Below are 25003 nucleotides of genomic sequence, written 5' to 3'. Positions count from 1 at the left end.
TCCATGTCGCTGCCCGCCCTGCTCGAACAACGCCTGCGCTTGCCCGTGGTGGCTGCGCCGATGTTCCTGATTTCCAACCCGCAACTGGTACTCGCCTGCTGCCGCAATGGGGTGGTCGGCAGCTTCCCGGCCCTGAACCAGCGCGAGAGCAGCGGCTTCAAGGCCTGGCTTGAGGAAATCGAAGCGGGCCTGGCGACCCTGGACAATCCGGCGCCCTATGCCGTCAACCTGATCGTGCACAACAGCAACCCGCGCTTGCAGGCGGATCTGCAGATCTGTATCGAGCACAAGGTGCCGATCGTCATCACCAGCCTGGGCGCCGTCAAGGAACTGGTGGACGCCGTGCACAGCTACGGTGGCCTGGTGTTCCACGACGTCACCACCCGGCGACATGCCGAAAAGGCCGCCGAGGCCGGTGTCGACGGACTGATTGCCGTGGCGGCCGGAGCGGGTGGCCATGCCGGCACCTGGAGCCCGTTTGCCCTGATCGCCGAAATCCGCCAGTTCTTCGACAAGACCCTGCTACTGGCCGGCTGCCTGAACCATGGCCACGAGATTCTCGCCGCACAGTTGCTCGGCGCGGATCTGGCCTACTTCGGTACCCGATTTATCGGCACTGCGGAAAGTCATGCGCCCGACGCGTATAAAGAGATGCTGCTCACATCCCAGGCGGTCGATATCGTGCACACTGCGGCGGTATCCGGGGTGCCCGCGAGCTTTATGCGCCAGAGCCTGGAAAACGCCGGCTTCGACCTGGGCGCGTTGCAAGGCAAGGGCGAAGTGAACTTCGGTTCCAAGCTCAAGCCGATCAGCGACGAGGCCAAGGCCTGGAAGACCGTCTGGTCGGCAGGCCAGGGCGTCGGCGGCATCGACGACCTGCCCAATGTCGATCAACTGGTCGCCAGGCTCGATGCCGAGTACCGCCAGGCCCAGACCGTGGCAGCCGAGTTGCCGCGGCACTGGCCACGCCCGTAACAAGATGGTGTGCCTGCGCGCTGCAGGCTTACACTGCAACGCCAATGACTTGTGACAAGGATGCCCTTCATGAGCGAAAACCGCTTCAAAATTGTCTTCGATGGCACCTTGCAGACGGGCGTGGAGAAATCCACCGCCCAGCACAACCTCGCCGCGCTGTTCAAAACCGATATCGCGTCGGTTGAAAGGCTGTTCAGTGGCCAGCCTGTCGCCCTGAAGCGCGACCTGTCGGCCGCCGAAGCCGAGAATTACCTGCAAGCCTTGCGTAAGACCGGCATCGAGGCGCGCCTGGAAGCCGAACCGCCGGCCATCGAACTGAGCCTGGCGGACATTGATGACCTGCCGGCCAGCACGCCCCCTGCGGACACCGCGACCTACCAATCGCCCTACGCCCCGCCACGGGCACAGGTCGGCGACAGCCTTCCCGCGTTCGGCCAACTCAAGGCCTTCACCACCGATGGACGTATCGGTCGGCTGCGTTACCTGGCCTGGAGCGTCGTCCTGATGTTCGCCACCCTCCCGATCGCCGGCGCCATCTTCGCCTTCGCCATGGGCACCGCGGCAGCCTCGGTGAATACGGCGATCACCATCGGCGTTGTACTCGGCGGCGCGGCGCTGATCGCCTTCATGGTCTTTTCCATCCAGATCGCCGTACAGCGCCTGCACGATATCGGCTGGTCCGGTTGGCTCTGGCTACTGACCCTGGTCCCCTTCGTCGGCGGCCTGCTCCCTTTCGTACTGATGTTCTGCCCCGGCAATGCCGGCGCCAACCAATACGGCGCACCGCCACCGCCCAACGGCACTGCGGTCAAGGTCCTGGCGATACTCTCGGTGGTGTTCGGGGTCATCGTTGGCGTCGTTGCCGTGACCGGCGGCCTGGCCAACCTTGAAAAAGACTACAACAAGGAGTCGGCCAGCTATTCCGAAAGCAGCGACGCCACCAGCACCGACGAGGCCGAGGGCACCAGCGATGATGCAGCAGCCGAATCCGCTCCGCCCGCTGTAGACTATGACAAAGATGAAAAAGAATAACCGCTTCTGAGCCTGCGACCCTCTGTCCCAAGGCTCGGAGCCGTTGTGATGGAGAACTGCATGACCCGTTACGCCCTGATCACCGGCGCTTCCAGCGGCATCGGCCTGGCACTGGCCGAAGCCCTCGCGCGCCGCGGCCGCAGTCTGATTCTGGTGGCCCGCCAGCGTGATCAGCTGGAAACCATCGCCCTGGAACTGACCCAGCGCTTCGGCGTCGAGGTGCTCTTCCGCGCCTGCGACCTGAGCGAACCACTGCGTCTTTCCGGTTTCCTGCTGGAACTGGAAGAAGGTGAACGGCAGATCGACCTGCTGGTCAACTGCGCCGGCCTCGGCACTTGCGGCCCATTTCTGGCCCAGGATTGGGGGACGGAGCAGGACCTGATCGAGGTCAATATCCTCGCCCTGACCCGACTTTGTCATACCCTGGGCAATCTCATGGCAATACAGGGTGGCGGGCAAATCCTCAACGTCGCGTCCGTCGCGGCCTTTCATCCGGCGCCCTGGATGAGCAGCTATTACGCGAGCAAGGCCTACGTGCTGCACTTCTCCGAAGGCCTGCGCGAAGAGCTCAAGAAAACTGGCATCAAGGTGTCGGTGCTCTGCCCGGGCCTGACCCGGACCGCGTTCTTTCGCACAGCACAGTTGTCCGTCGAAAAGCTCTCGAACAGCAAACTGATGATGAGCCCCGAAGAAGTGGCGCTGTACGCCGTGCGGGCGCTGGAGAAAAACCGCGCGGTGATCATTCCCGGCTGGCGCAACCGCTGGCTGGCCCGCACCCCACGCCTGATGCCGCGCTGGGCGATACGCAAACTCGCCGGGATCGCGACCAAGGCCTATTGCCCGCGCTGAAACTTGAACTCACGGCCCGGTCCATCCAGACTCTGGCCCGACTTACCCAACGGAGAAACAGCTGTGGATACTCTGTTCACCAAGATCATCAACAGAGAAATACCTGCGAAGATCATTTATGAGGATGACCAGGTCCTGGCCTTCCACGATATTGCCCCGCAGGCGCCGGTGCATTTCCTGGTCATTCCGAAAAAGCCGGTACGCACGCTCAATGACCTGACCGAAGAAGACAAGGCCCTGGCCGGGCACATTCTGTTCACGGCTCAGCGCCTGGCCCTGGAGCTGGGCTGCGAGAAAGGCTTTCGTGTGGTGATGAACTGCAATGAAGAAGGTGGGCAGACCGTTTATCACATTCATATGCATGTACTGGGTCAGCGCCAGATGAACTGGCCGCCGGGCTGATACCTCCAAGGTAGGCCCTATCCCTGTAGGAGCTGGCTTGCCAGCTCCTACAAGGTCAATGGCGTTGGCAAGATTGCGTACCACAGCAACATGCCCCGATGACCCAGCGCAAACCTTCTGCCCTCGATTGCGGTAAACTGCCCACCGAGATTTTTCCCGGAGGTCAGCATGACTACCCAACGTCACTACTCGCCGATTGACCGTCTTCTGCTGCAAGCCGATACCGCGATGCGCACCTTGTTGCCGTTCAGCGGCCAGCCTTACCGTCCGTCGCCGGCCATCGTGCAGCCGGACGCGCCACTGAGCGAAGACGACAGCCGTCACGTCGCCGGCCTGATGCGCATCAACCACACCGGGGAAGTCTGTGCCCAGGCGCTCTACCAGGGCCAGGCCCTGACCGCCAAGCTGCCCCACGTAAGGGCCGCCATGGAAAAGGCCGCCGAAGAAGAAGTCGATCACCTGGCCTGGTGCGAACAGCGCATCCGTCAATTGGGCAGTCATCCCAGCGTACTCAATCCGCTGTTCTATGGCCTGTCCTTCGGCATCGGTGCGGCCGCCGGCCTGATCAGCGACAAGGTCAGCCTCGGGTTTGTCGCCGCCACCGAAGACCAGGTGTGCAAACACCTCAACGAACACCTGGAACAACTGCCGGCCGAAGACGAAAAGTCTCGGGCGATCCTCGAACAGATGCGCATCGACGAAGAACATCACGCCGAATCCGCGCTGGATGCGGGCGGCTTCCGTTTCCCGGCACCGGTAAAGTTCGGCATGAGCCTGCTGGCCAAGGTCATGACCAAGAGCACCTACCGCATCTGACCGACCGCGGCTGCGCCAAGGATCAGGCAAAAAAAGGGCGCCACAGGGGCGCCCTTCTTTTTGCCTGGAAAACTTACGTCGGCATATTGCGCACGTAGAAGATTTCCAGCGTTTCGTATTCCACCCGCTCGGTCACCTGGTCACAATGTCGATTCAGCCGAGTTCGATGATCTCATAGTCGTGAGTGATGGCAACGCCAGCCGCACCGAGCATGATCGAGGCCGAGCAGTATTTCTCCGCCGACAACTCGATCGCCCGCTTGACTTGGGCTTCCTTCAATCCACGGCCCTTGACCACGAAATGCAGGTGGATCTTGGTGAACACCTTGGGATCTTCAGTGGCACGTTCGGCCTCGAGAAAGGCTTCGCAGCTTTCAACCGGCTGGCGGGACTTCTTCAGGATGCTGACCACGTCGAAGTTGCTGCAACCGCCCAGGCCCAACAACAGCATTTCCATGGGACGAACGCCCAGGTTGCGGCCACCACTTTCCGGCGGACCGTCCATGACCACCACATGCCCGCTACCGGACTCTCCGAGGAACATGGCTTCGCCAGCCCATTGGATGCGTGCCTTCATCACCTAGACTCCACTGCTGAAAAAAGGGAGCCAGCTTAGCACAGCCCCCTGCTCCGACAGGAAACCGACAAAGGGCGACGACCGGTCAGTCGCCAAAGTAAATTCCTAAATTTGTACATAATGTGTCTGGTATGCTGGCGCCAAACCACTGGCGTTCTGCCAGCCTTGCAGCTATGACTAAAAAAAACAAACCACACCGCGCAGTCTTTTCGGGATACAACCATGGTTGCTCTGGCTTCCGCTTCCGCCCCCAAAATCAAGAACCTCGACAAACTGCTGATGCATTGTCAGCGCCGCCGCTACCAGGCCAAGAGCAATATCATTTGTGCCGGTGATCGTTCACAAACCCTGTCGTTCATCATCAAGGGCTCGGTCACGATCCTGATCGAAGACGATGACGGTCGGGAAATGATCATCGCCTACCTCAATGCCGGCGATTTTTTCGGCGAGTTGGGTTTGTTCGAACAAGCCGGCCATGAACAGGAACGCAGCGCCTGGGTACGGGCCAAGGTCGAATGCGAAGTGGCGGAGATCAGCTACTGCAAGTTTCGCGAACTGGCCCAGCAGGACCCGGACATTCTCTACGCCCTCAGCGGCCAGATTGCCCAGCGCCTGCGCAACACCACGCGTAAGGTCGGCGACCTGGCATTCTTCGACGTCACCGGCCGAGTGGCTCGTTGCCTGCTCGAATTGTGCAAGCAACCCGACGCCATGACCCATCCCGACGGCATGCAGATCAAGATCACCCGTCAGGAAATCGGCCGCATCGTCGGTTGTTCGCGGGAAATGGTAGGGCGGGTACTCAAGGATCTGGAAGAACAGAACCTGGTACACGTCAAAGGCAAGACCATGGTGGTGTTCGGCACCCGTTAAGGCTGGAAGATACCCTGCAACATCTGCTGGTACAGCTCGCTTAGCCGCTCAAGGAATAGCGGCGCGGCGTGGACCTCATGCAAGGCGACATGGCTCTGCGCCCGGACCCGGGCATCCAACTGACAGGCCTGGTTGAAGCGATTGACCGCCTCCACCATCGAGTCGCGCTCGTTATCCATCAACATAGCACCATGCACCAAGCCGACGGGCCGAGTGCCGCCCTGGCTCTGACGCCAGCGCTGGGCAGTGCCGACCATCTTGCGATCATTGAGATTGACGTTGAAACGACCGTCGCAAAACGCACCGTCGATTTCCCCCAGGGATGAAACGCCGCCCAGCTCATCCAGCGCATCGCAGATCGGCTGGCACAAACGCCGATAGCCAGTCTCGATGCGATGATGGTCACCTTCATGACGGGGCGGAGCATACACCAGGGCAATATTGACCGTGGCGCCGGACTGCGGCACCGGCTCACCGCCGGTTTCACGCAGCAATACCGGCCAACCACTGGTCGCCAGGGCATCGCAGGCCACGTCAAAACCCGGCAAACGATTCAAACGCCTTGGCATCACCAGGGCGCGGTCGCTGGGTTGCCAGAACAACAACCCCCAATCCCGCTCACCGGCACAGACCGAGGCCAGCAAATCCTGCTCGGCGCGCAGGCCGGCTTCGACGGTGAGGGCAACGGGCAGAGGCATCGAAGTCATCCTGATAACGAGCCCCGGTCAGTCGAGGGTCGAGCCCGTGATGACCGGTGCACCACGCTCCGGGAAAAACAACCGCTGCAATTCGTCGCCCGGGCTTTCCGCACGCATGAACGCCTCGCCCACCAGGAACGAATACACCTCACTGATTTCCATCAGTTCGACGTCCGCCCGATTGAGGATGCCACTCTCGGTGATCACCAGACGATCGCGCGGGACGATCGGCAGCAGATCGAGAGTGGTTTCCAGGCTGACTTCAAAGGTATGCAGGTTACGGTTGTTGATACCGATCAGCGGCGTATCGAGCACTTTCAAGGCCCGTTCCAGCTCGGCGGCGTCATGGGACTCCACCAAAACATCCAGGCCGACGCCCTTGGCCACTGCGGCCAACTCAGCCATCAGACCATCGTCCAGCGCCGCGACGATCAACAGAATGCAATCGGCGCCGAGGGCACGGGCTTCGACGATCTGGTACGGGTCGACCATGAAATCCTTGCGGATCACCGGCAGCTTGCACGCCGCGCGCGCCTGCTGCAGGTAAAGGTCGGAACCCTGGAAATAGTCCACGTCGGTCAGCACCGAAAGGCAGGTCGCCCCGCCCTTTTCGTAACTGCGGGCGATGTCGGCCGGAATGAAGTTCTCGCGAATCACGCCCTTGCTCGGCGAAGCCTTCTTGATCTCGGCAATCACCGCCGGTTGTTTCTGCTTGGCGCGCTCGATCAGTGCCTGGGCGAAACCCCGTGGCGCATCGGCGGCCCGAGCCAGCGTCTCAAGCTCGGCCAGACTCACACGGGCACGACGCTCAGCCACTTCCTCGGCCTTGCGGGCGATGATCTTCTCCAGAACGGTTGGCACACTCATCCTTCATTCTCCTGCTTGAATACGGCGGTGAACGCGCCCAGTTCTTCGAGTTTTTCCCGGGCGAGGCCGGTGTGCAATGCGTCGTGAGCCAGAGCAACACCTTCTTTGAGGCTGCTGGCATGGTCGGCGGCATACAGCGCGGCACCGGCATTGAGCACGATCATTTCCGCGGCTTTCTGGCCGTTCTCGGTTTTCCGGCGCCCCAGGGCATCGCGGATCAACTCCAGGGACGCTTCCGGGCTTTCGACCACCAAGCCAAACAGACTCTGGCTTTTTATACCCAAGTCTTCAGGCTGAACCCAGTATTCAGTTATTGCACCATCTTTCAGTTCCGCCACATAGGTCGGCGCGGCGAGGCTGAACTCGTCCAGGCCATCCTGGGAATGCACCACCAGCACATGCTGGCTGCCCAGGCGGTGCAACACTTCGGCCAATGGCCGGCACAAGGCCTGGGTAAACACCCCGACCACCTGATGTTTCACGCCGGCCGGATTCGTAAGCGGGCCGAGCATGTTGAACAAGGTGCGCAGGCCCAGGTCGCGACGCGGTGCGGCGGCATACTTCATTGCACGGTGGTGGGTCTGGGCGAACATGAAGCCGATCCCGACATTATCGATGCAGCGCGCCACCTGGACCGGCGTCAGATTCAGGTAGATACCGGCTGCTTCGAGCAGGTCGGCACTGCCGCTTTTGCCCGACACCGCACGGTTGCCGTGCTTGGCCACCGTGCAACCGGCAGCGGCTACGACAAAAGCGGACGCCGTCGACACGTTGAAAATATTCGCCCCGTCACCGCCGGTACCGACCACGTCGACCACGCCGTCGAGGGTCTTGAGTTCGACCTTGTCGGCCAACTCGCGCATCACCGAGACCGCGCCGACGATTTCGTCGATGCTTTCGCTCTTCATGCGCATGGCCATCATAAAGGCGCCAATCTGCGCCTCAGTGCATTGCCCGGTCATGATTTCACGCATGACATCGCGCATCTCTTCGGTGCTCAGGTCCAGATGACCGACGATACGGCCCAGCGCTGTCTTGATATCCATGAAAACTCCTTAGCGCGTGCCGCCGGTCTGTTTGAGAAAATTGGCGAACAGCTCGTGACCCTGCTCGGAGAGAATCGACTCGGGGTGAAACTGCACCCCTTCAATGTTCAGCGTCTTGTGGCGCAGGCCCATGATCTCGTCGACCGAGCCGTCTTCCAGCTGGGTCCAGGCGGTCAGCTCCAGGCAGTCCGGCAAGGTTTCGCGCTTGACGATCAGGGAGTGATAACGGGTGACGGTCAGCGGCAGGTTCAGGCCGGCGAACACGCCCTTGCCTTCATGAAACAGCGCGCTGGTTTTGCCGTGCATCACCTGGCGCGCACGGACCACATCGCCGCCGAAGGCCTGGCCGATGGATTGATGGCCCAGGCAGACGCCGAGGATCGGCAGCTTGCCGGCGAAGTACTGGATCGCCTCGAGGGAAATGCCCGCCTCGGTCGGCGTGCAAGGACCTGGCGAGACGACAATGCGCTCCGGCTTGAGGGCTTCGATTTCGGCCACGGTCAATTCGTCGTTACGCACGACCTTGACGTCCGCGCCCAACTCACCGAGGTATTGCACGACGTTGTAGGTAAACGAGTCGTAGTTATCGATCATCAGCAACATGACAAAAAGCTCCTCAGGCGTCGGACGCGGGGGTTTGTTCAGCGAGGGCGACAGCACGGAACATCGCGCGACGCTTGTTCAGCGTTTCTTCCCACTCCAGCGCCGGCACCGAGTCGGCGACAATGCCACCACCGGCCTGCACATGCAGCTCGCCGTCCTTGATCACCGCGGTCCGAATGGCGATGGCGGTGTCCATGTTGCCGTTCCAGGCGTAGTAACCGACCGCGCCGCCATACACACCGCGCTTGACCGGCTCCAGTTCGTCGATGATTTCCATGGCGCGGATCTTCGGCGCACCGGACAAGGTGCCCGCCGGCAGGATCGCCCGCAAGGCGTCCATGGAGGTCAGGCCGCTTTTCAGTTGCCCGGTGACGTTGGACACGATGTGCATCACATTCGAGTAACGCTCGATCACCATTTTCTCGGTCAGCTTCACCGAACCGATCTCGGACACCCGGCCGGTGTCGTTACGGCCGAGGTCGATGAGCATCAGGTGCTCGGCGATTTCCTTGGCGTCGGACAGCAGGTCGTCTTCCAGCGCACGGTCGGCTTCTTCGCTCGCGCCCCGTGGACGGGTACCGGCGATAGGGCGAACGGTGATCAGGCTGTCTTCAACCCGTACCAGCACTTCCGGCGAACTGCCGACGACATGGAAGTCGCCGAAGTTGAAGAAGTACATGTAGGGCGTCGGGTTGAAGCAGCGCAGCGCCCGGTACAGGTCGATGGGCGCTGCCTTGAAATCGATGGACATGCGCTGCGACGGCACCACCTGCATGCAGTCGCCGGCGAGGATGTATTCCTTGATGGTATCGACGGCCCGCTCATAGTCACCCTGGGTGAAACTCGAACGGAACACCGGATCGGCGGCTGGCGGCCGGTCGAGTTCCAGGCCACGACGCGGGGTAATCGGCTGACGCAATTGCTCAAGCAGTTCCTGCAGGCGGGCCTGACCTTGTTCGTAGGCGTTGTCCTGGGACGGATCAGCCAGGACGATGGCGTGCATCTTGCCCGCCAGGTTGTCGAAGACCACCACGGCGTCGGAGACCATCAGCAGGATATCCGGCACGCCCAGCGGATCCGGGTTCGGGCATTTGCCCAGACGCTTCTCCACATAACGCACGCAGTCATAACCGAAGTAACCCACCAGTCCGCCGTTGAAACGCGGCAGCCCGGCGATGGTCGGCACGTTGTAGCGCGCCTTGAAGGTCTCGACGAACGCCAGCGGATCCTCGGCTTCGCAGCGTTCGATCTCGACGCCGTCATGGGTCACGCTGATCTGCTGATCATGCACCCGCAGCACGGTGCGGCACGGCAGGCCGATGATCGAATAGCGGCCCCATTTCTCGCCGCCCTGCACCGACTCCAGCAGGTAGGAGTTGGGCTGGTCGGCCAGTTTCAGGTAGATCGACAACGGGGTATCGAAGTCGGCCAGGGTTTCGCAGGCAAGCGGGATACGGTTATAGCCGGCAGCGGCCAAACGCAGGAATTCTTCGCGGGTCATGATATGCCTCGTGGCTTGAGGGTCGAACAGTCAGGTATGCAAACGCGCCGCATTAGCGGCCAGGATCAAGTCAGGCGCGCCAACGCCAGCGGGCCAGGGCCTTGATAACTTTCATCCAGAGTTTGCGAGTGACCACCACGATGGCGTTTCCAGGAGGGGATTGAACACAATCTGCCGACATTAGCTCAGCGCCAGCTTCCAGGCAACCGGGAATCAGCGCCCGCAGATCGTCGATGACCAGCGCCGGCCCTTCTTCGGCGATCGGCCGGCCGTGGTTGTAGCCATAGCTTAGAGCAATGCAGGTGACCCCGGCCGCCTTGGCGGCCTGGACATCACTGCGCGAGTCGCCGATGAACAGGCACTGCGAGGCCGGAATACCGGTCATTTTCATCACATGGAACAACGCCGCCGGGTCGGGCTTGCGCTGCGGCAACGTGTCACCGCCGATGATCAGGCGAAAGAACCGTCCCAGTTGCATTTCATCCAGCAAGGGCGCGACGAACTGCTCGGGTTTGTTGGTGATCAGGGCCATTTCCATACCCTGCTTCTGCATCCAGCGCAGGGTTTCCTGCACACCGGGGTAGACCTGGGTCAGCTCATGGCTGCCGGCATAGGCCTCCATGAAAATCTCCAGCGCCCGCTCGGCTTCGCCGTCGTCGACGGCCGAATGCTCAAGACCACCGGCCAGGGCCCTGCGCACCAGGACCTGCACGCCATTGCCGACCCAGTCGCGGACCGCATTCAACCCGGCCACCGGACGCCCGAGGGCGAGCAGCATTTTGTCCACCGCCAAGGCCAGGTCGGGCACCGAATCCACCAGTGTCCCATCCAGATCGAACATCACCAGCCTGGGCAGACCGCCCGGAAAAAGCTGCTCGAAACCATTCATGATCGAGCCAGCGCCAGTTCGGCGCGCATTTTCTCGATGACTTCACGGTAGTCGGGCGCATTGAAGATCGCTGAACCGGCGACAAAGGTGTCGGCACCGGCCGCGGCGATTTCGCGGATATTGTTGACGTTCACACCGCCGTCGATTTCCAGGCGGATATCCCGTCCCGAAGCATCGATCAGGGCCCGCGCCTCACGCAGCTTGTCGAGGGTGCCGGGGATGAACTTCTGCCCGCCAAAACCCGGGTTGACGCTCATCAGCAGGACCATGTCGACCTTGTCCATCACGTACTTGAGCACGTCCAGGGGGGTGGCCGGGTTGAACACCAGGCCGGCCTTGCAACCGCCTTCGCGGATCATTTGCAGGGAGCGGTCGACGTGCAGCGTGGCTTCCGGGTGGAAGGTGATGTAGGTCGCACCGGCTTCGATGAAGTCGCCGATGATGCGGTCCACCGGGCTGACCATCAGGTGCGCGTCGATGGGCGCGGTGATGCCGTACTTGCGCAGTGCCGCGCAGACCATCGGGCCGATGGTCAGGTTGGGCACATAGTGGTTGTCCATGACATCGAAGTGCACGATGTCGGCTCCGGCAGCGAGCACGTTGTCCACTTCCTCACCCAGGCGGGCGAAATCGGCGGAGAGAATCGACGGAGCAATGGCGAAGGGCTGCATGACGCACCTTTTTTGAGCAGAATCACGATGGCGGGCATTGTATACCGCCCGCTTTGCCCCGCCCACCGTGACCGCGACGATTGGCCATACAAGCCCGAAACGCTTGAGCTAAAGCCCTCAGTAAGCCGCGCGATAGATCTTTTCGATGTCCACCGCGCTCAGGCGACGGGGATTGTTGCGCATCAGACGCTCGGTGGCGGCCGCTTCCTCGGCCATGGACGGGATCGCATCCAGGGGCACGCCGAAGCTGGAAAGGCCGGCGGGGATTTCCACGGCGGCGCATAAATCGGTCATGGCCGCGACGGCCTTGTCGGCCGCCTCGATCAGGCTCAACCCGGCCACATTGACGCCCATGGCGACGGCAATCTCCTGCATGCGCTCGACACAGGCGATCTTGTTCCAGCTCATGACATAGGGCAGCAACAGCGCATTACTGACGCCATGGGCGATATTGAAGCGTCCACCCAGCGGATAGGCCAGGGCATGTACGGCACCGACGCCGGCATTGCCGAAGGCCATCCCGGCCATCAGGCTGGCGGTGGCCATTTCCTCGCGGGCCTGGAGGTTGGCGGGGTTGGCGTAAGCCTTGGGCAACGCCGTGGCGATCAGCTTGATCGCGCCAATGGCCAGGGCATCGGTAATCGGCGAGGCATTGAGTGACAGGTAGGCTTCAATCGCATGGACCATGGCATCCACGCCACTGGCGGCGGTGACGCTGCGCGGGCAGGTCAGGGTCATCTGCGGGCTGACCAGCGCCACGTCCGGCAGCAGGTAGTCGCTGACGATGCCCTTTTTCAGCTGCGCCTGCTTGTCGGAAAGAATGGCGACATTGGTCACTTCCGAGCCGGTGCCGGCGGTGGTCGGGATCGCGATCAGCGGCGGCCCCTTGCGCGGCACCTGATCAATGCCGAACAGGTCCTCCAGGGTGCCGTGATAACCGGCGTAGGCACCGACACTTTTGGCGATGTCGATGGCGCTGCCACCGCCCAGGCCGATCAGGCCGTCGTGCCCGCCTTCGCGGTAGGCGCGCATGCAGTCTTCGACAATGGCGATTTCAGGGTCGGGCAGCACACGGTCGAAGATTTCATAGGTGCGCCCACCGAGGTGAGCCAACGCCAGGTCGACAGTCCCTGACTTGACCAGTGCCGCATCGGTCACGATCAACGGATGGTCGACATTCAGCCGGGTCAGCTCATCGGCCAATTGCTCGATGGCGCCACGGCCGGTGATCAGTTTATGGGCGATCTTGAATGAGGAAATGCTCATGCTCGCAGCCTTCTTGTCGTGATGATCAGGGCACGAGCAAGCATAACCGGGATTGGCTTTCCTCTGTCATCCAGAATGATGAATGACAGAGTGGGTGAATGGCGTCGTTTTTACACCTGGGTCGTGCGCAGTTTTTCGCTGCGCCCACGCAGCCATTCCAGGGTCAGCAGCAGGATCACCGAAAAGACAATCAACAAGGTCGCCGCCGCGGCGATGGTCGGGCTGAGGTTCTCGCGGATACCACTGAACATCTGCCGGGGCAGGGTCGCCTGCTCGGGGCCGGCGAGGAACAGGGTGACCACCACCTCATCGAAGGATGTCGCAAAGGCAAACAGCGCTCCGGAAATCACCCCCGGCGCAATCAGCGGCAAGGTCACCCGACGGAACGCCGTCAGGGGCGAAGCGCCGAGGCTGGCAGCCGCACGCACCAGGTTGTGGTTGAAACCCTGCAAGGTCGCCGACACGGTGATGATCACAAAGGGCACACCCAACACCGCATGCACGACGATCAACGAGAAGAAGCTGTTACCCAATCCCAGGGGGGCGAAGAACAGATAGCTGGCAACACCGATGATCACCACCGGCACCACCATCGGCGAGATCACCAGGGCCATCACCAACGGCTTGCCGGGGAAGTCACCGCGGGTCAAGCCGATCGCCGCCAGGGTTCCGAAGACCATCGCCAGCACCGTGGCCGCCGGGGCGACGATAATGCTGTTGCGCAAGGCGCGCATCCATTCCGCCGAGGCGAAGAAGTCCTGATACCAGTGCAGCGAGAAACCTTGCAGCGGATAGACCAGGAAACTGCCCGAGTTGAACGACAGCGGAATGATCACCAGCACCGGCAAGATCAGGAACAGCAGGATCAACCCGCACAGAATGCGCAAACTGTAGAACCAGACCCGCTCGACGGGCGACATGTAGGGGCTCAGCATTTCTTATTCTCCTTAGCTCAGGCGCAGGCGGCTGGCGCCGACCAAGCGGCTGTAAATCAGGTACAGCACCACGGTCGCCAGCAGCAGCAAGCCACCCAGGGCGGTCGCCATGCCCCAGTTGATGCTGGTGTTGGTGTAGAAGGCCACGAAATAGCTGACCATCTGGTCGTTCGGGCTACCGAGCAAGGCCGGGGTGATGTAGTAACCAATCGCCAAGATGAACACCAGCAGGCACCCGGCACCCACGCCGGCATAGGTCTGCGGGAAATACACCCGCCAGAAGCTGGCGAACGGATGACAGCCCAGGGAAATCGCCGCGCGCATATAGGTCGGCGAGATGCCTTTCATCACGCTGTAGATCGGCAGGATCATGAACGGCAGCAGGATGTGGACCATGGAGATGTAGACGCCGGTGCGGTTGAACACCAGTTCGAGCGGCTTGTCGATCACTCCCATGGCCATCAACGCGCTGTTGATCAGGCCACCGGATTGCAACAGCACGATCCAGGCCGCGACCCGCACCAGGATCGAGGTCCAGAACGGCAGCAGCACGAGGATCATCAACAGGTTGCTTTGCCGCGACGGCAGGTTCGCCAGCAGGTAGGCCAGCGGGTAAGCCAGTACCAGGCAAATGGCGGTGATCACCAGGCCCATCCAGAAGGTGCGGGCAAAGATATCGAGGTAGATCGCCTGGTCGGGGGTGGCCGGGGCCACTTCACCGAGATCATCGATCCGATGGTCGACGGCCGCCAGCAGGTAATAAGGTGTGATGCTGCTGGTATTGCGCCGGATCGCCTGCCAGTACGCCGGATCACCCCAGCGTTCGTCGAGGGCTTCCAGTGCTTCTTTATAAGAGCCGGGTTCGGTCTTGAACGGCAAGGCCCGCGCGGTCTTGGTCAGCAGGCTGCGATAGCCGGCCAGCTCCATGTTCAGGCGCTTGGACAGATCACCCAGGGTCTGATTCTTGCGGGCTTCACCGAGGTCTTCGCTCAGGGCTTTGTAGACCGCTTCGCCGGGAAGGCTCTTGCCGTCCCAGGCCGCAACGGCGACCACGGTGCGCGGCATGGCGCCGACCACTTCGGGGTTACCGACACTTTTATAGAGCAGCGCCACGATGGGCACCAGGAACACCAGCAACAGAAACAGCACCAGCGGTGCAATCAAGGCTTGGGCCTTCCAGCGGTTGACCCGCTCGGCACGCGCCAGGCGCTGCTTCAAGGTGGGACTGGTGACCTCGTTCAGAGGAACGGTGAGGGCCATGGCGAACTCCGGAATTCTTTTATTGTGACAGCGGACGGCGCCCGATTTCGGCACGCCGCCTGTTGTTCTTCTGAAACACACAAACCCAATGGGCTGAACACGCACACCTTGTAGGAGCCGGCTTGCTGGCGATGACGGCCGATCAGACGATGCAAGTCTTGCCGGCCTCATCGCTGGCAAGCCAGCTCCTACAGGTTATGCGCTGCCTGTAAGAGCGAGGCCCCACAGGTTATGCCGCGTCAGCCGGAGCGTGCTTATTTGGCAGCCCAGGCGTTGAAGCGCTGCTCCAGCTGCTCGCCGTTATCCGCCCAGAAGGCAACGTCGATCTGCACCTGGTTGGCGATGTTTTCCGGGGTGGTCGGCATGTCTTTCAGGATCGCCTTGTCGAGCAACGGTACCGCCTGGGTGTTGGCCGGGCCGTAGGCGATGTTCTCCGAGTAGACCTTCTGCTGTTGCGGCATCACCGAGAAGGCGATGAATTTCTTCGCCGCTTCAAGACGCTCGCCCTTCAGGCCTTTTGGAATTGCCCAAGCGTCGAAGTCATAGACGCCGCCGTTCCAGACCACTTTCAGGTTGCTTTCTTTCTGTACCGCAGCGATCCGACCGTTGTAGGCCGAACTCATCACCACGTCGCCAGAAGCGAGGTACTGCGGCGGCTGGGCGCCAGCTTCCCACCACTGGATATTCGGTTTCAGCTCGTCGAGTTTCTTGAACGCACGGTCCTGGCCATCCTTGCCGGCCAGTACCTTGTAGACGTCTTTCGGCGCCACGCCGTCAGCCATCAGGGCGAACTCCAGGGTGTACTTGGCGCCCTTGCGCAGGCCACGCTTGCCCGGGAATTTCTTGGTGTCCCAGAAATCGGCCCAGCTGGTCGGTGCACTGCTTACTTTGTCAGCGTTGTAGGCCAGTACCGTCGACCAGACGAAGAAGCCTACGCCGCAAGGCTGGATGGCGCCCTTGACGTAGTCTTCGCTCTTGCCGAACAGCGCCGGGTCGAGGGGTTCGAACATGTCTTCGTCGCAACCGCGGGACAGTTCCGGCGACTCGACTTCCACCAGATCCCAGGACACGCTCTTGGTGTCGACCATGGCCTTGACCTTGGCCATTTCACCGTTGTACTCACCCGCAACGATCTTGCCCTTGCCCGCCGCTTCCCACGGCGCATAGAACGCCTTGACCTGTGCAGCCTTGTTCGCGCCACCAAAGGACACCACGGTCAGGTCGGGCGCCGCCATGACATTTGCCGCGCACATCAGCCCAAGGGTCAGGGCGCTGAATTTCAGGGATTTAAGCATTTATTCTTTTCTCCACAGTGCAGGTTGGTGAAGCACGGGGCGATGGATTCGCCTCTTGGGTTACCGCGGTCAACTGGCGTCCAGTAACGGATCGAGCGCGCGAACGTGCTCCACTTGCCAGCCGATAGGTACGACGTCGCCGACCGCCAGGGCTGGGTCCAGCTCGGCAATGGGCTGTTTCACGAAAAAGTCGGTCTTGCCACAGACTTCCAGGCGCACGCGCACGTGATCGCCCAGGTAGATGAACTCGGCCACGCGGCCCGAGAAGCGGTTCACGCAGGACTCGCTGGAGCCGTTGAGGCTGATGCGTTCCGGGCGGATCGACAGGGTTACCGGCTCGCCGGTCCGACCGACATTCACCGCCAGCGCCTCGACCTTCTCGCCACGCCCCAGCTCAACCACGCAACGATCACCGGTGTGGCTGTGCAGGCGGCCATTGAGACGGTTGTTCTCGCCGATGAAATTGGCGACGAAGGTGTTCTTCGGTTCTTCGTAAAGGCTGCGCGGTGGCGCGATCTGCTGGATCTCGCCCTGGTGGAACACCGCCACGCGGTCGGACATGGTCAGGGCTTCGCCCTGGTCGTGGGTCACGTAGACCACGGTCACACCCAGGCGCTGGTGCAGATGCTTGATTTCCATCTGCATGTGTTCGCGCAACTGTTTGTCCAGTGCACCGAGGGGTTCGTCCATCAACACCAACTGGGGTTCGAACACCAGGGCCCGGGCCAGCGCCACCCGCTGCTGCTGGCCGCCGGACAACTGCGCCGGGTAGCGCTGGGCGAACTTGTCGAGCTGGACCATCCCCAGGACCCGCTTGACCCGCTCGCTGACGTCGGTCTTGCTCAAACCACGCACGGTCAACGGAAACGCCAGGTTCTCGGCGACGGTCATGTGCGGGAACAGAGCGTAGTTCTGGAACACCATGCCGATGTCGCGCTTGTGCGGAGGCACATTGTTGATGGAGCGTCCGGCCAAGAGGATTTCGCCGGCGGTCGGAGTTTCGAACCCGGCCAGCATCATCAGGCTGGTGGTCTTGCCGGAGCCGGAAGGCCCGAGCAGGGTAAGGAATTCGCCCTTGCGAATGTCCAGGTTGAGGTCTTTGACGATCAGGTTCTCGCCGTCGTAGCTTTTTTGTACGCCACGAAAGCTGACCAGTACATCGTTCGCCCCAGCGCTTGAATCAACCTCGCTCATACCCTCACCTTTTTGTTTTGGACTGCCGTGGGGCTAAGCCTAGTGAAGGCTCGGGGCAGCGCAAATCGGGGGGCGGGAGAGATTGGCCTCAGCCGTCTGGAAGAATTGGGGTAGGGATTGCCCTACAAGAATGGCGGGATTGGATATGCCGGCGGGGAGCTCCGGACGGCGAGGCCCGGAACAGGGTCCAAGGCAGCTGCGGAGTTGTCGCAAATGGATATGCGCCCCCTGTAGGAGCGAGCTTGCTCGCGATGGTGGCCCAGGCACCGCAGAGCATCAGGCACCCCACGTCATCGTTGACGTCCATCGCGAGCAAGCTCGCTCCTACAGGGTGCGCGCAGAGTTAGAGCAGCTTGTGCTCCATCGCATATTTCACCAGTTCGGCCAGGGAGGTGATGTTGAGTTTCTGCATCAGCCGCGCCTTGTGGGTGCTGATGGTCTTGCTGCTCAGAGCCAGTTGCTGGGCGATGTCGTTGACGTTGGCGCCCTGGGCCAAGCGCTCGAAAACCGAAAACTCTCGCTCCGAGAGCAAGGCATGCAGCGGCCGCGAATCGGTCAGGCCGACTTCGAAGACCATCCGGTCGGCCAGGTCCGGATCAATATAGCGACCACCGGCCGCGACCTTGCGAATCGCCGTCAGCAACAGTGCCGGATCGCTGTCCTTGGTGGCGTAGCCGGCGGCGCCGACCTTAAGCGCACGGGCCGCCATCTGCGCCTCGTCGTGCATGGACAACACCAGGATCGCCGGGGGATTGCTCAACGCGCGAATCCGCGGGATGGCCTCCAGGCCATTGACGCCGGGCATGGAGATATCCAGCAGGACCACTTCGCAGGGCGTCTGGCGCAGGACTTCGAGCAACTGTTCGCCATTGCTGGCCTCGCCCACCACGGACAGGTCCTTGGCCAGACCGATCAACTGCTTGATGCCCTCGCGGACAATGGTGTGGTCTTCAGCTACCAGTACGCGGATCACGATTTTCTCCCGGTTGAATCAGTTGGACCGCCATCGCGAGCAAGCTCGCTCCTACACGATATTGGCTGTATGCGGACACTGTAGGAGCGAGCTTGCTCGCGATAGGGCCTCCAAGGCCTACCTATCCAGCGGCACCCGTGCGTTCAGAGTCGTCCCCTCACCCACCACGCTTTCCAAGCGCAGCGTACCGCCGAGCATCAGCACCCGCTCACGCATGCCCACCACCCCAAAGGAGGTCGGCCTGCCGCTGGCGGAGACGAATCCTACGCCATCATCACTGATGGTCAGGCATAAATCCTCGCCTTCAATGACTAGCGTCAGCTCAACAGTATGGGCCTGGGCATGGCGCATGACGTTGGTCAGTGCTTCCTGGAGGATACGGAACAGGCCAATGGCTTTCGCATCGCTGAGGGCCGGCAGATGTTCGGGCACTTGTACCAGGCACGGAATCTGGGTCCGGGCCTCGAACCGCCGGGCCTGCCACTCGATGGCCGAGGCAATGCCGGCATCGAGAATCGGCGGACGCAAAGCGGTCGCGACATCCCGGACCAGCTGGAACAACTGGGCAATCAGCTTCTTCATGCTGTTGAGCCGGTCATTCAGGCCGGGATCAAGCTGGGCATAGGCCAGTTCGCACATGGAGGTTTCCAGCTTGAGCACCGTCAGCATCTGCCCCAACTCGTCGTGAACTTCCCGGGCGATGCGGGCCTTTTCCTCTTCGCGGACGCTTTCCAGGTGGGCGGACAGCTCGCGCAACTGCTCACGGGACGCGGCCAGTTCCAACTCGATGCGCTTGCTTTCGCTGATATCCCAGACGATACCGTCCCAAACCACGCTGCCATCCTCCAGCCGGCGGCTGATGGCCTTGATCTCGGCCCAGCGTTGCCGCCCCTCACGCGTCATGATCCGGCCTTGCCAGGACCAGTCGCTGTCCGATTCAAGCGCCCGATCCTGAGTCTGGTGGTAGCTGGCCTTGTCGTCCGGATGCACCAGGCTTCGCAGTCCGATGTCCTGCTGGCGCAGGGTCGCCGGGGCATAACCGACCAGGGTCTCGCTGCCTTCGCTGATGTAGGGAAAATGCAGTTCGCCGGTCAGCGGCACGCGCTCCAGACGGAACACCAGGCCCGGCACATTGGCGGCGATCGCCTTCAAGCGTGCTTCGCTTTCCTGCGCTGCCGCCAGTGCGCGACGGCGCTCGGTGACATCGTTGAGGTAGACCACCAGGTATTCACCCTCGCGAAACCGCAGGAAGCTCAACGACACATCGGCCGGCAAGATGCTGCCATCGGCGCGCACGCACTCGGTTTCCAGGCTCTGCGGCCCCTCCTCACTGGCCCGGGCACGCTTCCACAGGTTCAGCCAGCGGTCCATGTGCAGATTGGGATCGAAGTCGATCAAGGGCCGGTCGAACACCCCGCCCGGCGGGTAACCGAGCATCTCTTCCGCCGCCCGGTTGGCATAACGGACATGACTGTCCCAGTTGACCCAGAGAATCCCCACCGTGCTCTGGTCGATGGAAAACTGGGTCAGGCGCAAGGCTTCTTCGCTCGCCTCACGCCGGGCGAGGGCTTCCCGGGCAGCAAGCAACTCATGCTCCAGGCCGTGTTGCTGGCGACGCAACCAGAAAATAATGGCCAGGCCTGCCAACAGCAACACCACCAGTAGCAGGCAGAGGTTTTGCCAGAACCCTGGCGACTCGGCCAGGCGCGGGTATTTCGGTTGCAGCCAGCGGGCATGCAATTGTTCCAGATCCCGCGCCGGGATGGCGTGCAGGGCCTTTTCCACGATACCGGCGAGTTCCGGCCAGTCACGCCGCGTCGCCACCCGCAGGAGCTGCGGCAAACCAATATCGCCGACCACCGCCAAACCGGCGAACTCTTCCTCATTGGACAGGCGACTGAGCTGCGCCTCGTCGATCACCGCATAACGCGCCTGCTGGCTGGTCAACAATTGCAAGGCCTGGCGCTCCAGCGGCACACCCTGCAGATTGAGGTTGGGGTAAGTGCTGCGCAGGTAGTCGGCGACCACACTGGGCATCCGTACGGCCACGCGCGTCTGGTTGTCGAGCTTTTCCAGTTCCACGGCGCCGGCGCCGTTGCGCTCGCCGACCACCAACTGTGGTACACGCATATAAGGATCGGAGAACAGCCACAGGCGCAGGCCCGCCGGGGTCTGGGTCAGCCCCGGCGCCAGATCGATCTCGCCCTCGCGCAAGGCCTTTTCCAGTTGCGCCTGATCAGGAAAGTTACGCCAGGTCAGCTCGATGTCGAGGCTTTTGGCGACCCAGGCCATGAGTTCCACATTGGCTCCGGACAAGCGCTGCAGCCGACGGTCATATTGCGCATAGGGCGCCTGCAGGACCAGGCCAACCCGCAGTTCGCGGTGCTGGTCGAGCCACTCGCGCTGCTCGCCGGACCAGGCAATACCCTGCCCATGGGGAGCCGGAGCCGCCCAGGCAATCAAGGGAAAACACAAACAGCCGATAACCCACAGGCAGCAAAACCGTATCATCCGACGCTCACACACTGACAAATGCTGACCAACCCATTAGGCTGCCAGGATGACTCTGGCCTGGAAAATCCGATGCCCCTTCTCTACCGCCTGGCACTGCCTGCGCTGTGCCTGTCGCTGATACTACCTTGTGCCGCGCCCGCCATGGCCGCCGACCCGACGCCAGCTCCGGCGCAGAAGCCCGCCGACAAGCCGGTGGAGCGCCAGCCCCTGCCTGAACGCAGCCAGGAAGACGCGACCGCGCTGGAGCGGCAACTGCCCCAGCAGGAACAACAGCAACTGCAAGCCGGCGGCGACAGCTTCCTGGCCTTATGGAAACCGGCCAACACACCTTCGCCCCTGGGCGCGGTGATCCTGATTCCCGGTGCCGGCGAAACCGCTGACTGGCCCCAGGCAATCGGTCCGTTGCGGCGCAAGTTCCCGGATGCCAAGTGGAGCAGCCTGAGCCTGACCCTGCCGGACCTGCAAAGCGACGCAATCGCGCCACGGGTGGCCGAGACGCCCAAGGCGCCGGCGGCGACCGCCAGCAACAGCAAGGACGCCAGCACCACGGCCAAGCCCATCGAACAGGCGGCCAGTGCCGAAGCCGAGGTGGTCGACCAGGCCGCTGCGCAAACCACCGAAGACCATCTGAAGGCCGATGCCGAACGGATCTTCGCACGAATCGACGCCGCGATTGCCTATGCGAAACAGCAAAATGCCCGCAGCGTGGTTCTCCTGGGCCATGGTACCGGCGCGTACTGGGCAGCCCGCTACATGAGCGAGAAGCCCTCACCGCAGATTCAGAAGCTGCTGCTGGTAGCCGCGCAGACGCCAACCATGGCGGCACAGGGCCTGGCCCAGATCACCCCCACGCTGAAACTGCCGACGGCGGATTTTTTCTACCAGGAGCAGCCGCTGGATCGTAAAGCGGCGCTGGAGCGCTTGCAGGCCAGCAAGCGGCAGAAAACCTCGAGCTACAACCAGGTTGCGCTGAAGGCCCTGCCAGGCAATGCCGGGCAGGAGCAGTTGTTCCGACGCATTCGCGGCTGGCTGAACCCGCAGGATCCGAACAGCCCCTGATTAAAGGCGCTGGCCTGCCTGCATGCAATAAGCCCTTGCGGCGCCTCTCCGGGCGCCATCGCCAGCAAGCCGGCTCCCACGGAGATAGGGCCTGGCGATATTTTGCGGTGAGACGCGATGCTGTGGGAGCCGGCTTGCTGGCGATGGCGATCGTCCAACCGGCAGCAATCCCCCGGTCTAACGGAAATCCCTTCGCTCACGAATCAGCGCATAGGCATTGTGCAGATCGCGGGTTTTCTCCGTGGCCTCGCGCACTTGCAAAGGCGTCGCGCCGTTGCCCGCCACCTTGTCGGGGTGGTGACGGCTGAGCAGGCGCCGATAAGCCCGTTTGATCTGCGCCGGCTCACTGTTGGTTGCCACGCCCAGTAATACCAACGCTTCCTCGTAAGTCCCGGTCGTGCTCGACAGCGCCTTGCGACCCGGCTCGTAATCGTGGGCCAGCGCCTCGACCTGGTGGCTCGTCCAGCCCAGCCATTTCCCCCAGAGCATGATCAACTCGCGCTCCTTCGAGCCGACCCGGCCATCGGCCCAGACCATTCGCCAGCACGCCCGCAAAACGCCTTCGGCGGCATGGGGCTGGGCCTTCAGGTGGTTCAGGTAGCCGCGCAGTCGATCGCGCCCCGACTTACCCCGGTTGAATGCGGCAATCGCCCGACGCCGTCCCGCATCGGGCATATCCAGCTGACGCATTTCCTCACGCGCCTGCTGGATATGGCCGTCGACCACTTGCCCATCACTCTTGGCCAGCCGTCCCAGCAAGACAAACAGCAATTCATCGTTGCGCAACGCCGGCTTGCCCCCCAGACGTTCGCGTAAATGTGCAAGGCTGTGCAGTTGCAGGCGCCGATCCAACGCCTGCCCGAGCAACGCGCCCAACATGGCCCCCGGAATACTGGCAATGGCAAAACCCGCTCCGGCTCCAATCAGAGTCCCTGGCCACAACATAATCAGTGTCTCTCTTTCAGCAATTGCTCGACTTGCGCCAAACGTTCCACGGTACCGACATCAACCCAATGTCCCTGCATGTGCTCGCCACTCACCAATCCTCGCGCCATCGCCTCACGCCACAGCGGCGCGATCTTGAAGGCACCGTCCACGCACCCGGCAAACAGCCGCGGGTGCAGGACTGAAATACCGCTATAGGTCAGCTTCTCGCCCAACGCCCCACCGTCATGCAGTTGGCCGTCGAGCAGATTGAAGTCGCCCCCGGCCGGGTGATGCGGCGGGTTGTCGACCATGACCAGATGCGCCAGGCCGCTGATCGGCCGGCGCAACGCGGCAAAATCATAGTCGGTCCAGATATCGCCATTGACCACCAGGAAGGGCTTATCGCCCAGCAGCGGCAACGCACGAAAAATGCCGCCACCGGTTTCCAGCGGCTCACCCTCGGGCGAATAGGCGATGCTCAGGCCGTAGCGGGAACCGTCACCCAGATAGTCCTCGATCTGCTGCCCCAGCCAGGCGTGATTGATCACCACCTCCGTGAAACCCGCGGCGGCCAAGGCACGCAGGTGATAGTCGATCAACGGCGTGCCATTGGCACGGATCAGCGGCTTGGGGGTGTGCAAGGTCAGCGGACGCATCCGCTCACCTTTGCCGGCGGCCAGGATCATCGCCTTCATACCACGGCACCCACCGGCTGACGCAGGCTGGTCAGCAACTCACCCAACTCGGCCAGCTCAGGGCGACGTGCGACCACGGCTTCTATATAGGCGAAGAAGCGCGGCACGTCCGCCAGGTAACGCGGCTTGCCGTCGCGATGACAGATGCGCGCAAAGATCCCGATGACCTTCAGATGGCGCTGCACGCCCATCAGGTCGCTGGCCCGGAGGAACTCTTCGAAATCAGCCTGTACCGCGATACCGCGCTCAGCCGCCCGCTGCCAGTAGTCCAGCAGCCAGCCACGCACCCGGGCGTCGGGCCAACTGAGGAAGGCATCTTTGAACAGACAGGTAATGTCGTAGGTCACCGGCCCATAGACCGCGTCCTGGAAGTCCAGCACGCCGGGGTTGGGCTCGCTGGCCATGAGGTTACGCGGCATGTAGTCACGGTGCACCAGGACTTTCGGCTGGGCCAGGGCGCTGTCAATCAGCAGAGCGCTGATCCGCTGCCACATCGCCAACTGCGCGGGATCGAAAGCACGACCCAGTTCATGTCCCACGTACCACTCGGGAAACAGCTCCAGCTCACGGCGCAGCAAGGCCACGTCATAACTCGGTAGTTCGCTGTCCATTGGCAACTGCTGGAAAGCCAGCAAGGCGTCGATGGCATCGGCGAATAAAGCATCGGCGTTATCGGCGTCGATCACATCCAGATAGGTCTGATTGCCCAGGTCATTGAGCAAAAGAAAACCGTTTTCCAGATCCTGCGCGTGAATTTTCGGCACGTTGATGCCGGATTTCGCCAGCAAATGGGCGATATCCACGAAGGGTTTGCAGTTTTCCTGGGGTGGCGGAGCGTCCATCACGATCAAACTACGGCCTTCGCCCTCCCAGCGAAAATAGCGCCGAAAACTCGCGTCACTACTGGCCGCAGTCAACGTGGCCGGGGGTATGGCGCCCCAGCCTTCGGCCAGAAAGAGCGTTTCCAACTGCCGATCCAGCCAAACTTTCAGGTGTTGCAAGCGTACATCTTGGTCAGGCATTACATGGGTCTCCGACGACGCTAGCCGTCAAGCGGGTGTTGCTTTATTATCCAGCATCTTTTTCT

General features: G+C 61.9%; 25 protein-coding genes. 7 read left to right on the top strand and 18 right to left on the bottom strand.

Annotated features, from left to right (window positions below; translation table 11 throughout):
* The first annotated feature begins 3 nt into the window (after positions 1-3).
* The 5 genes from HX866_RS12430 to coq7 all read left to right on the top strand — a co-directional run bounded on the left by HX866_RS12430 (position 4) and on the right by coq7 (position 4074).
* The gene (locus HX866_RS12430) at positions 4-975 is read left to right on the top strand and encodes an NAD(P)H-dependent flavin oxidoreductase (protein ID WP_177139827.1); all 972 of its coding nucleotides are present in this window, start codon (positions 4-6) and stop codon (positions 973-975) included.
* Between the two features lie 69 nt (positions 976-1044).
* Positions 1045-2007, top strand: a complete 963-nt coding sequence (locus tag HX866_RS12425; protein WP_177139825.1) for a DUF805 domain-containing protein — start codon at positions 1045-1047, stop codon at positions 2005-2007.
* 60 nt (positions 2008-2067) lie between these two features.
* A complete protein-coding gene (locus tag HX866_RS12420; RefSeq protein ID WP_177095493.1) occupies positions 2068-2856 on the top strand; it encodes an SDR family NAD(P)-dependent oxidoreductase in 789 nt (262 codons plus the stop codon).
* Positions 2857-2919: 63 nt separating this feature from the next.
* The gene (locus tag HX866_RS12415; RefSeq protein ID WP_177095491.1) at positions 2920-3258 is read left to right on the top strand and encodes a histidine triad nucleotide-binding protein; all 339 of its coding nucleotides are present in this window, start codon (positions 2920-2922) and stop codon (positions 3256-3258) included.
* A gap of 168 nt (positions 3259-3426) precedes the next feature.
* Complete coding sequence (gene coq7 / locus HX866_RS12410; protein ID WP_177095489.1) at positions 3427-4074, top strand: 2-polyprenyl-3-methyl-6-methoxy-1,4-benzoquinone monooxygenase; 648 nt, start codon at positions 3427-3429, stop codon at positions 4072-4074.
* 153 nt (positions 4075-4227) lie between these two features.
* Here coq7 and HX866_RS12405 read toward each other — a convergent pair whose 3' ends face one another.
* Positions 4228-4650 (bottom strand): OsmC family protein, encoded by a 423-nt coding sequence (locus HX866_RS12405; protein ID WP_100940504.1) that lies wholly within the window; start codon positions 4648-4650, stop codon positions 4228-4230.
* 222 nt (positions 4651-4872) lie between these two features.
* On the opposite strand from HX866_RS12405, the gene crp reads away from it, so the two are divergent.
* Entirely contained in the window at positions 4873-5523 is a 651-nt protein-coding gene (gene crp, locus HX866_RS12400) for a cAMP-activated global transcriptional regulator CRP (RefSeq protein WP_100940505.1), read from the top strand.
* On the opposite strand, the gene HX866_RS12395 is transcribed toward crp, so the two are convergent.
* The 14 genes from HX866_RS12395 to HX866_RS12330 all read right to left on the bottom strand — a co-directional run bounded on the left by HX866_RS12395 (position 5520) and on the right by HX866_RS12330 (position 21232).
* Positions 5520-6221 (bottom strand): lipoate--protein ligase family protein, encoded by a 702-nt coding sequence (locus tag HX866_RS12395; RefSeq protein ID WP_177139823.1) that lies wholly within the window; start codon positions 6219-6221, stop codon positions 5520-5522. The two genes, crp and HX866_RS12395, sit on opposite strands and share 4 nt — an antisense overlap.
* Positions 6222-6248: 27 nt before the next feature.
* A complete protein-coding gene (trpC, locus tag HX866_RS12390) occupies positions 6249-7088 on the bottom strand; it encodes an indole-3-glycerol phosphate synthase TrpC (RefSeq protein WP_177095485.1) in 840 nt (279 codons plus the stop codon).
* The gene (gene trpD / locus HX866_RS12385) at positions 7085-8134 is read right to left on the bottom strand and encodes an anthranilate phosphoribosyltransferase (protein ID WP_177095483.1); all 1050 of its coding nucleotides are present in this window, start codon (positions 8132-8134) and stop codon (positions 7085-7087) included. Before trpD ends, trpC begins: the two co-directional genes overlap by 4 nt.
* A 9-nt stretch (positions 8135-8143) precedes the next feature.
* Positions 8144-8737 carry an aminodeoxychorismate/anthranilate synthase component II gene (locus HX866_RS12380; protein ID WP_177095481.1) on the bottom strand — a complete coding sequence of 198 codons (594 nt, stop codon included), beginning with the start codon at positions 8735-8737 and terminating at the stop codon, positions 8144-8146.
* A 13-nt stretch (positions 8738-8750) separates the two neighbouring features.
* On the bottom strand, positions 8751-10238 hold the full coding sequence (trpE, locus tag HX866_RS12375; protein WP_177095479.1) for an anthranilate synthase component I: 1488 nt from the start codon (positions 10236-10238) through the stop codon (positions 8751-8753).
* Between the two features lie 70 nt (positions 10239-10308).
* A complete protein-coding gene (locus tag HX866_RS12370; RefSeq protein ID WP_177106001.1) occupies positions 10309-11127 on the bottom strand; it encodes a phosphoglycolate phosphatase in 819 nt (272 codons plus the stop codon).
* Positions 11124-11798, bottom strand: coding sequence for a ribulose-phosphate 3-epimerase (gene rpe / locus HX866_RS12365; RefSeq protein ID WP_177095475.1), 675 nt, complete (start codon positions 11796-11798; stop codon positions 11124-11126). Before rpe ends, HX866_RS12370 begins: the two co-directional genes overlap by 4 nt.
* A gap of 117 nt (positions 11799-11915) precedes the next feature.
* Entirely contained in the window at positions 11916-13064 is a 1149-nt protein-coding gene (locus HX866_RS12360; protein WP_177139821.1) for an iron-containing alcohol dehydrogenase, read from the bottom strand.
* Between the two features lie 110 nt (positions 13065-13174).
* Positions 13175-13999 carry an ABC transporter permease gene (locus HX866_RS12355; RefSeq protein ID WP_177095471.1) on the bottom strand — a complete coding sequence of 275 codons (825 nt, stop codon included), beginning with the start codon at positions 13997-13999 and terminating at the stop codon, positions 13175-13177.
* A gap of 12 nt (positions 14000-14011) precedes the next feature.
* Positions 14012-15259, bottom strand: a complete 1248-nt coding sequence (locus HX866_RS12350) for an ABC transporter permease (RefSeq protein ID WP_177095468.1) — start codon at positions 15257-15259, stop codon at positions 14012-14014.
* A 254-nt stretch (positions 15260-15513) separates the two neighbouring features.
* A complete protein-coding gene (locus HX866_RS12345; RefSeq protein WP_177095467.1) occupies positions 15514-16554 on the bottom strand; it encodes an ABC transporter substrate-binding protein in 1041 nt (346 codons plus the stop codon).
* 69 nt (positions 16555-16623) lie between these two features.
* Positions 16624-17748 carry an ABC transporter ATP-binding protein gene (locus tag HX866_RS12340; protein WP_121135120.1) on the bottom strand — a complete coding sequence of 375 codons (1125 nt, stop codon included), beginning with the start codon at positions 17746-17748 and terminating at the stop codon, positions 16624-16626.
* Positions 17749-18091: 343 nt separating this feature from the next.
* Positions 18092-18724, bottom strand: coding sequence for a response regulator (locus HX866_RS12335; RefSeq protein ID WP_177139833.1), 633 nt, complete (start codon positions 18722-18724; stop codon positions 18092-18094).
* A gap of 114 nt (positions 18725-18838) precedes the next feature.
* Entirely contained in the window at positions 18839-21232 is a 2394-nt protein-coding gene (locus tag HX866_RS12330; RefSeq protein WP_177106003.1) for a PAS domain-containing sensor histidine kinase, read from the bottom strand.
* A gap of 72 nt (positions 21233-21304) precedes the next feature.
* Between HX866_RS12330 and HX866_RS12325 the strand changes: the two genes are divergently transcribed.
* Positions 21305-22294 (top strand): alpha/beta hydrolase family protein, encoded by a 990-nt coding sequence (locus tag HX866_RS12325; RefSeq protein WP_177139819.1) that lies wholly within the window; start codon positions 21305-21307, stop codon positions 22292-22294.
* A 177-nt stretch (positions 22295-22471) separates the two neighbouring features.
* Here HX866_RS12325 and HX866_RS12320 read toward each other — a convergent pair whose 3' ends face one another.
* Genes HX866_RS12320 through HX866_RS12310 form a run of 3 tightly spaced genes read right to left on the bottom strand, consistent with a single transcriptional unit; the run spans position 22472 to position 24938 of the window.
* Complete coding sequence (locus HX866_RS12320; protein ID WP_177095460.1) at positions 22472-23239, bottom strand: TerB family tellurite resistance protein; 768 nt, start codon at positions 23237-23239, stop codon at positions 22472-22474.
* Between the two features lie 2 nt (positions 23240-23241).
* Positions 23242-23916 (bottom strand): N-acetylmuramate alpha-1-phosphate uridylyltransferase MurU, encoded by a 675-nt coding sequence (gene murU, locus HX866_RS12315; RefSeq protein ID WP_177126451.1) that lies wholly within the window; start codon positions 23914-23916, stop codon positions 23242-23244.
* Complete coding sequence (locus HX866_RS12310; RefSeq protein WP_177139811.1) at positions 23913-24938, bottom strand: aminoglycoside phosphotransferase family protein; 1026 nt, start codon at positions 24936-24938, stop codon at positions 23913-23915. Before HX866_RS12310 ends, murU begins: the two co-directional genes overlap by 4 nt.
* Between the last annotated feature and the right edge of the window lie 65 nt (positions 24939-25003).

Origin of the sequence: Pseudomonas gingeri (assembly GCF_013386165.1) — a bacterium.
Classification (GTDB): domain Bacteria; phylum Pseudomonadota; class Gammaproteobacteria; order Pseudomonadales; family Pseudomonadaceae; genus Aquipseudomonas; species Aquipseudomonas gingeri_C.
Note: the sequence above shows the minus strand (reverse complement) of the source record. Positions and strands in the feature narration are given on the sequence as shown.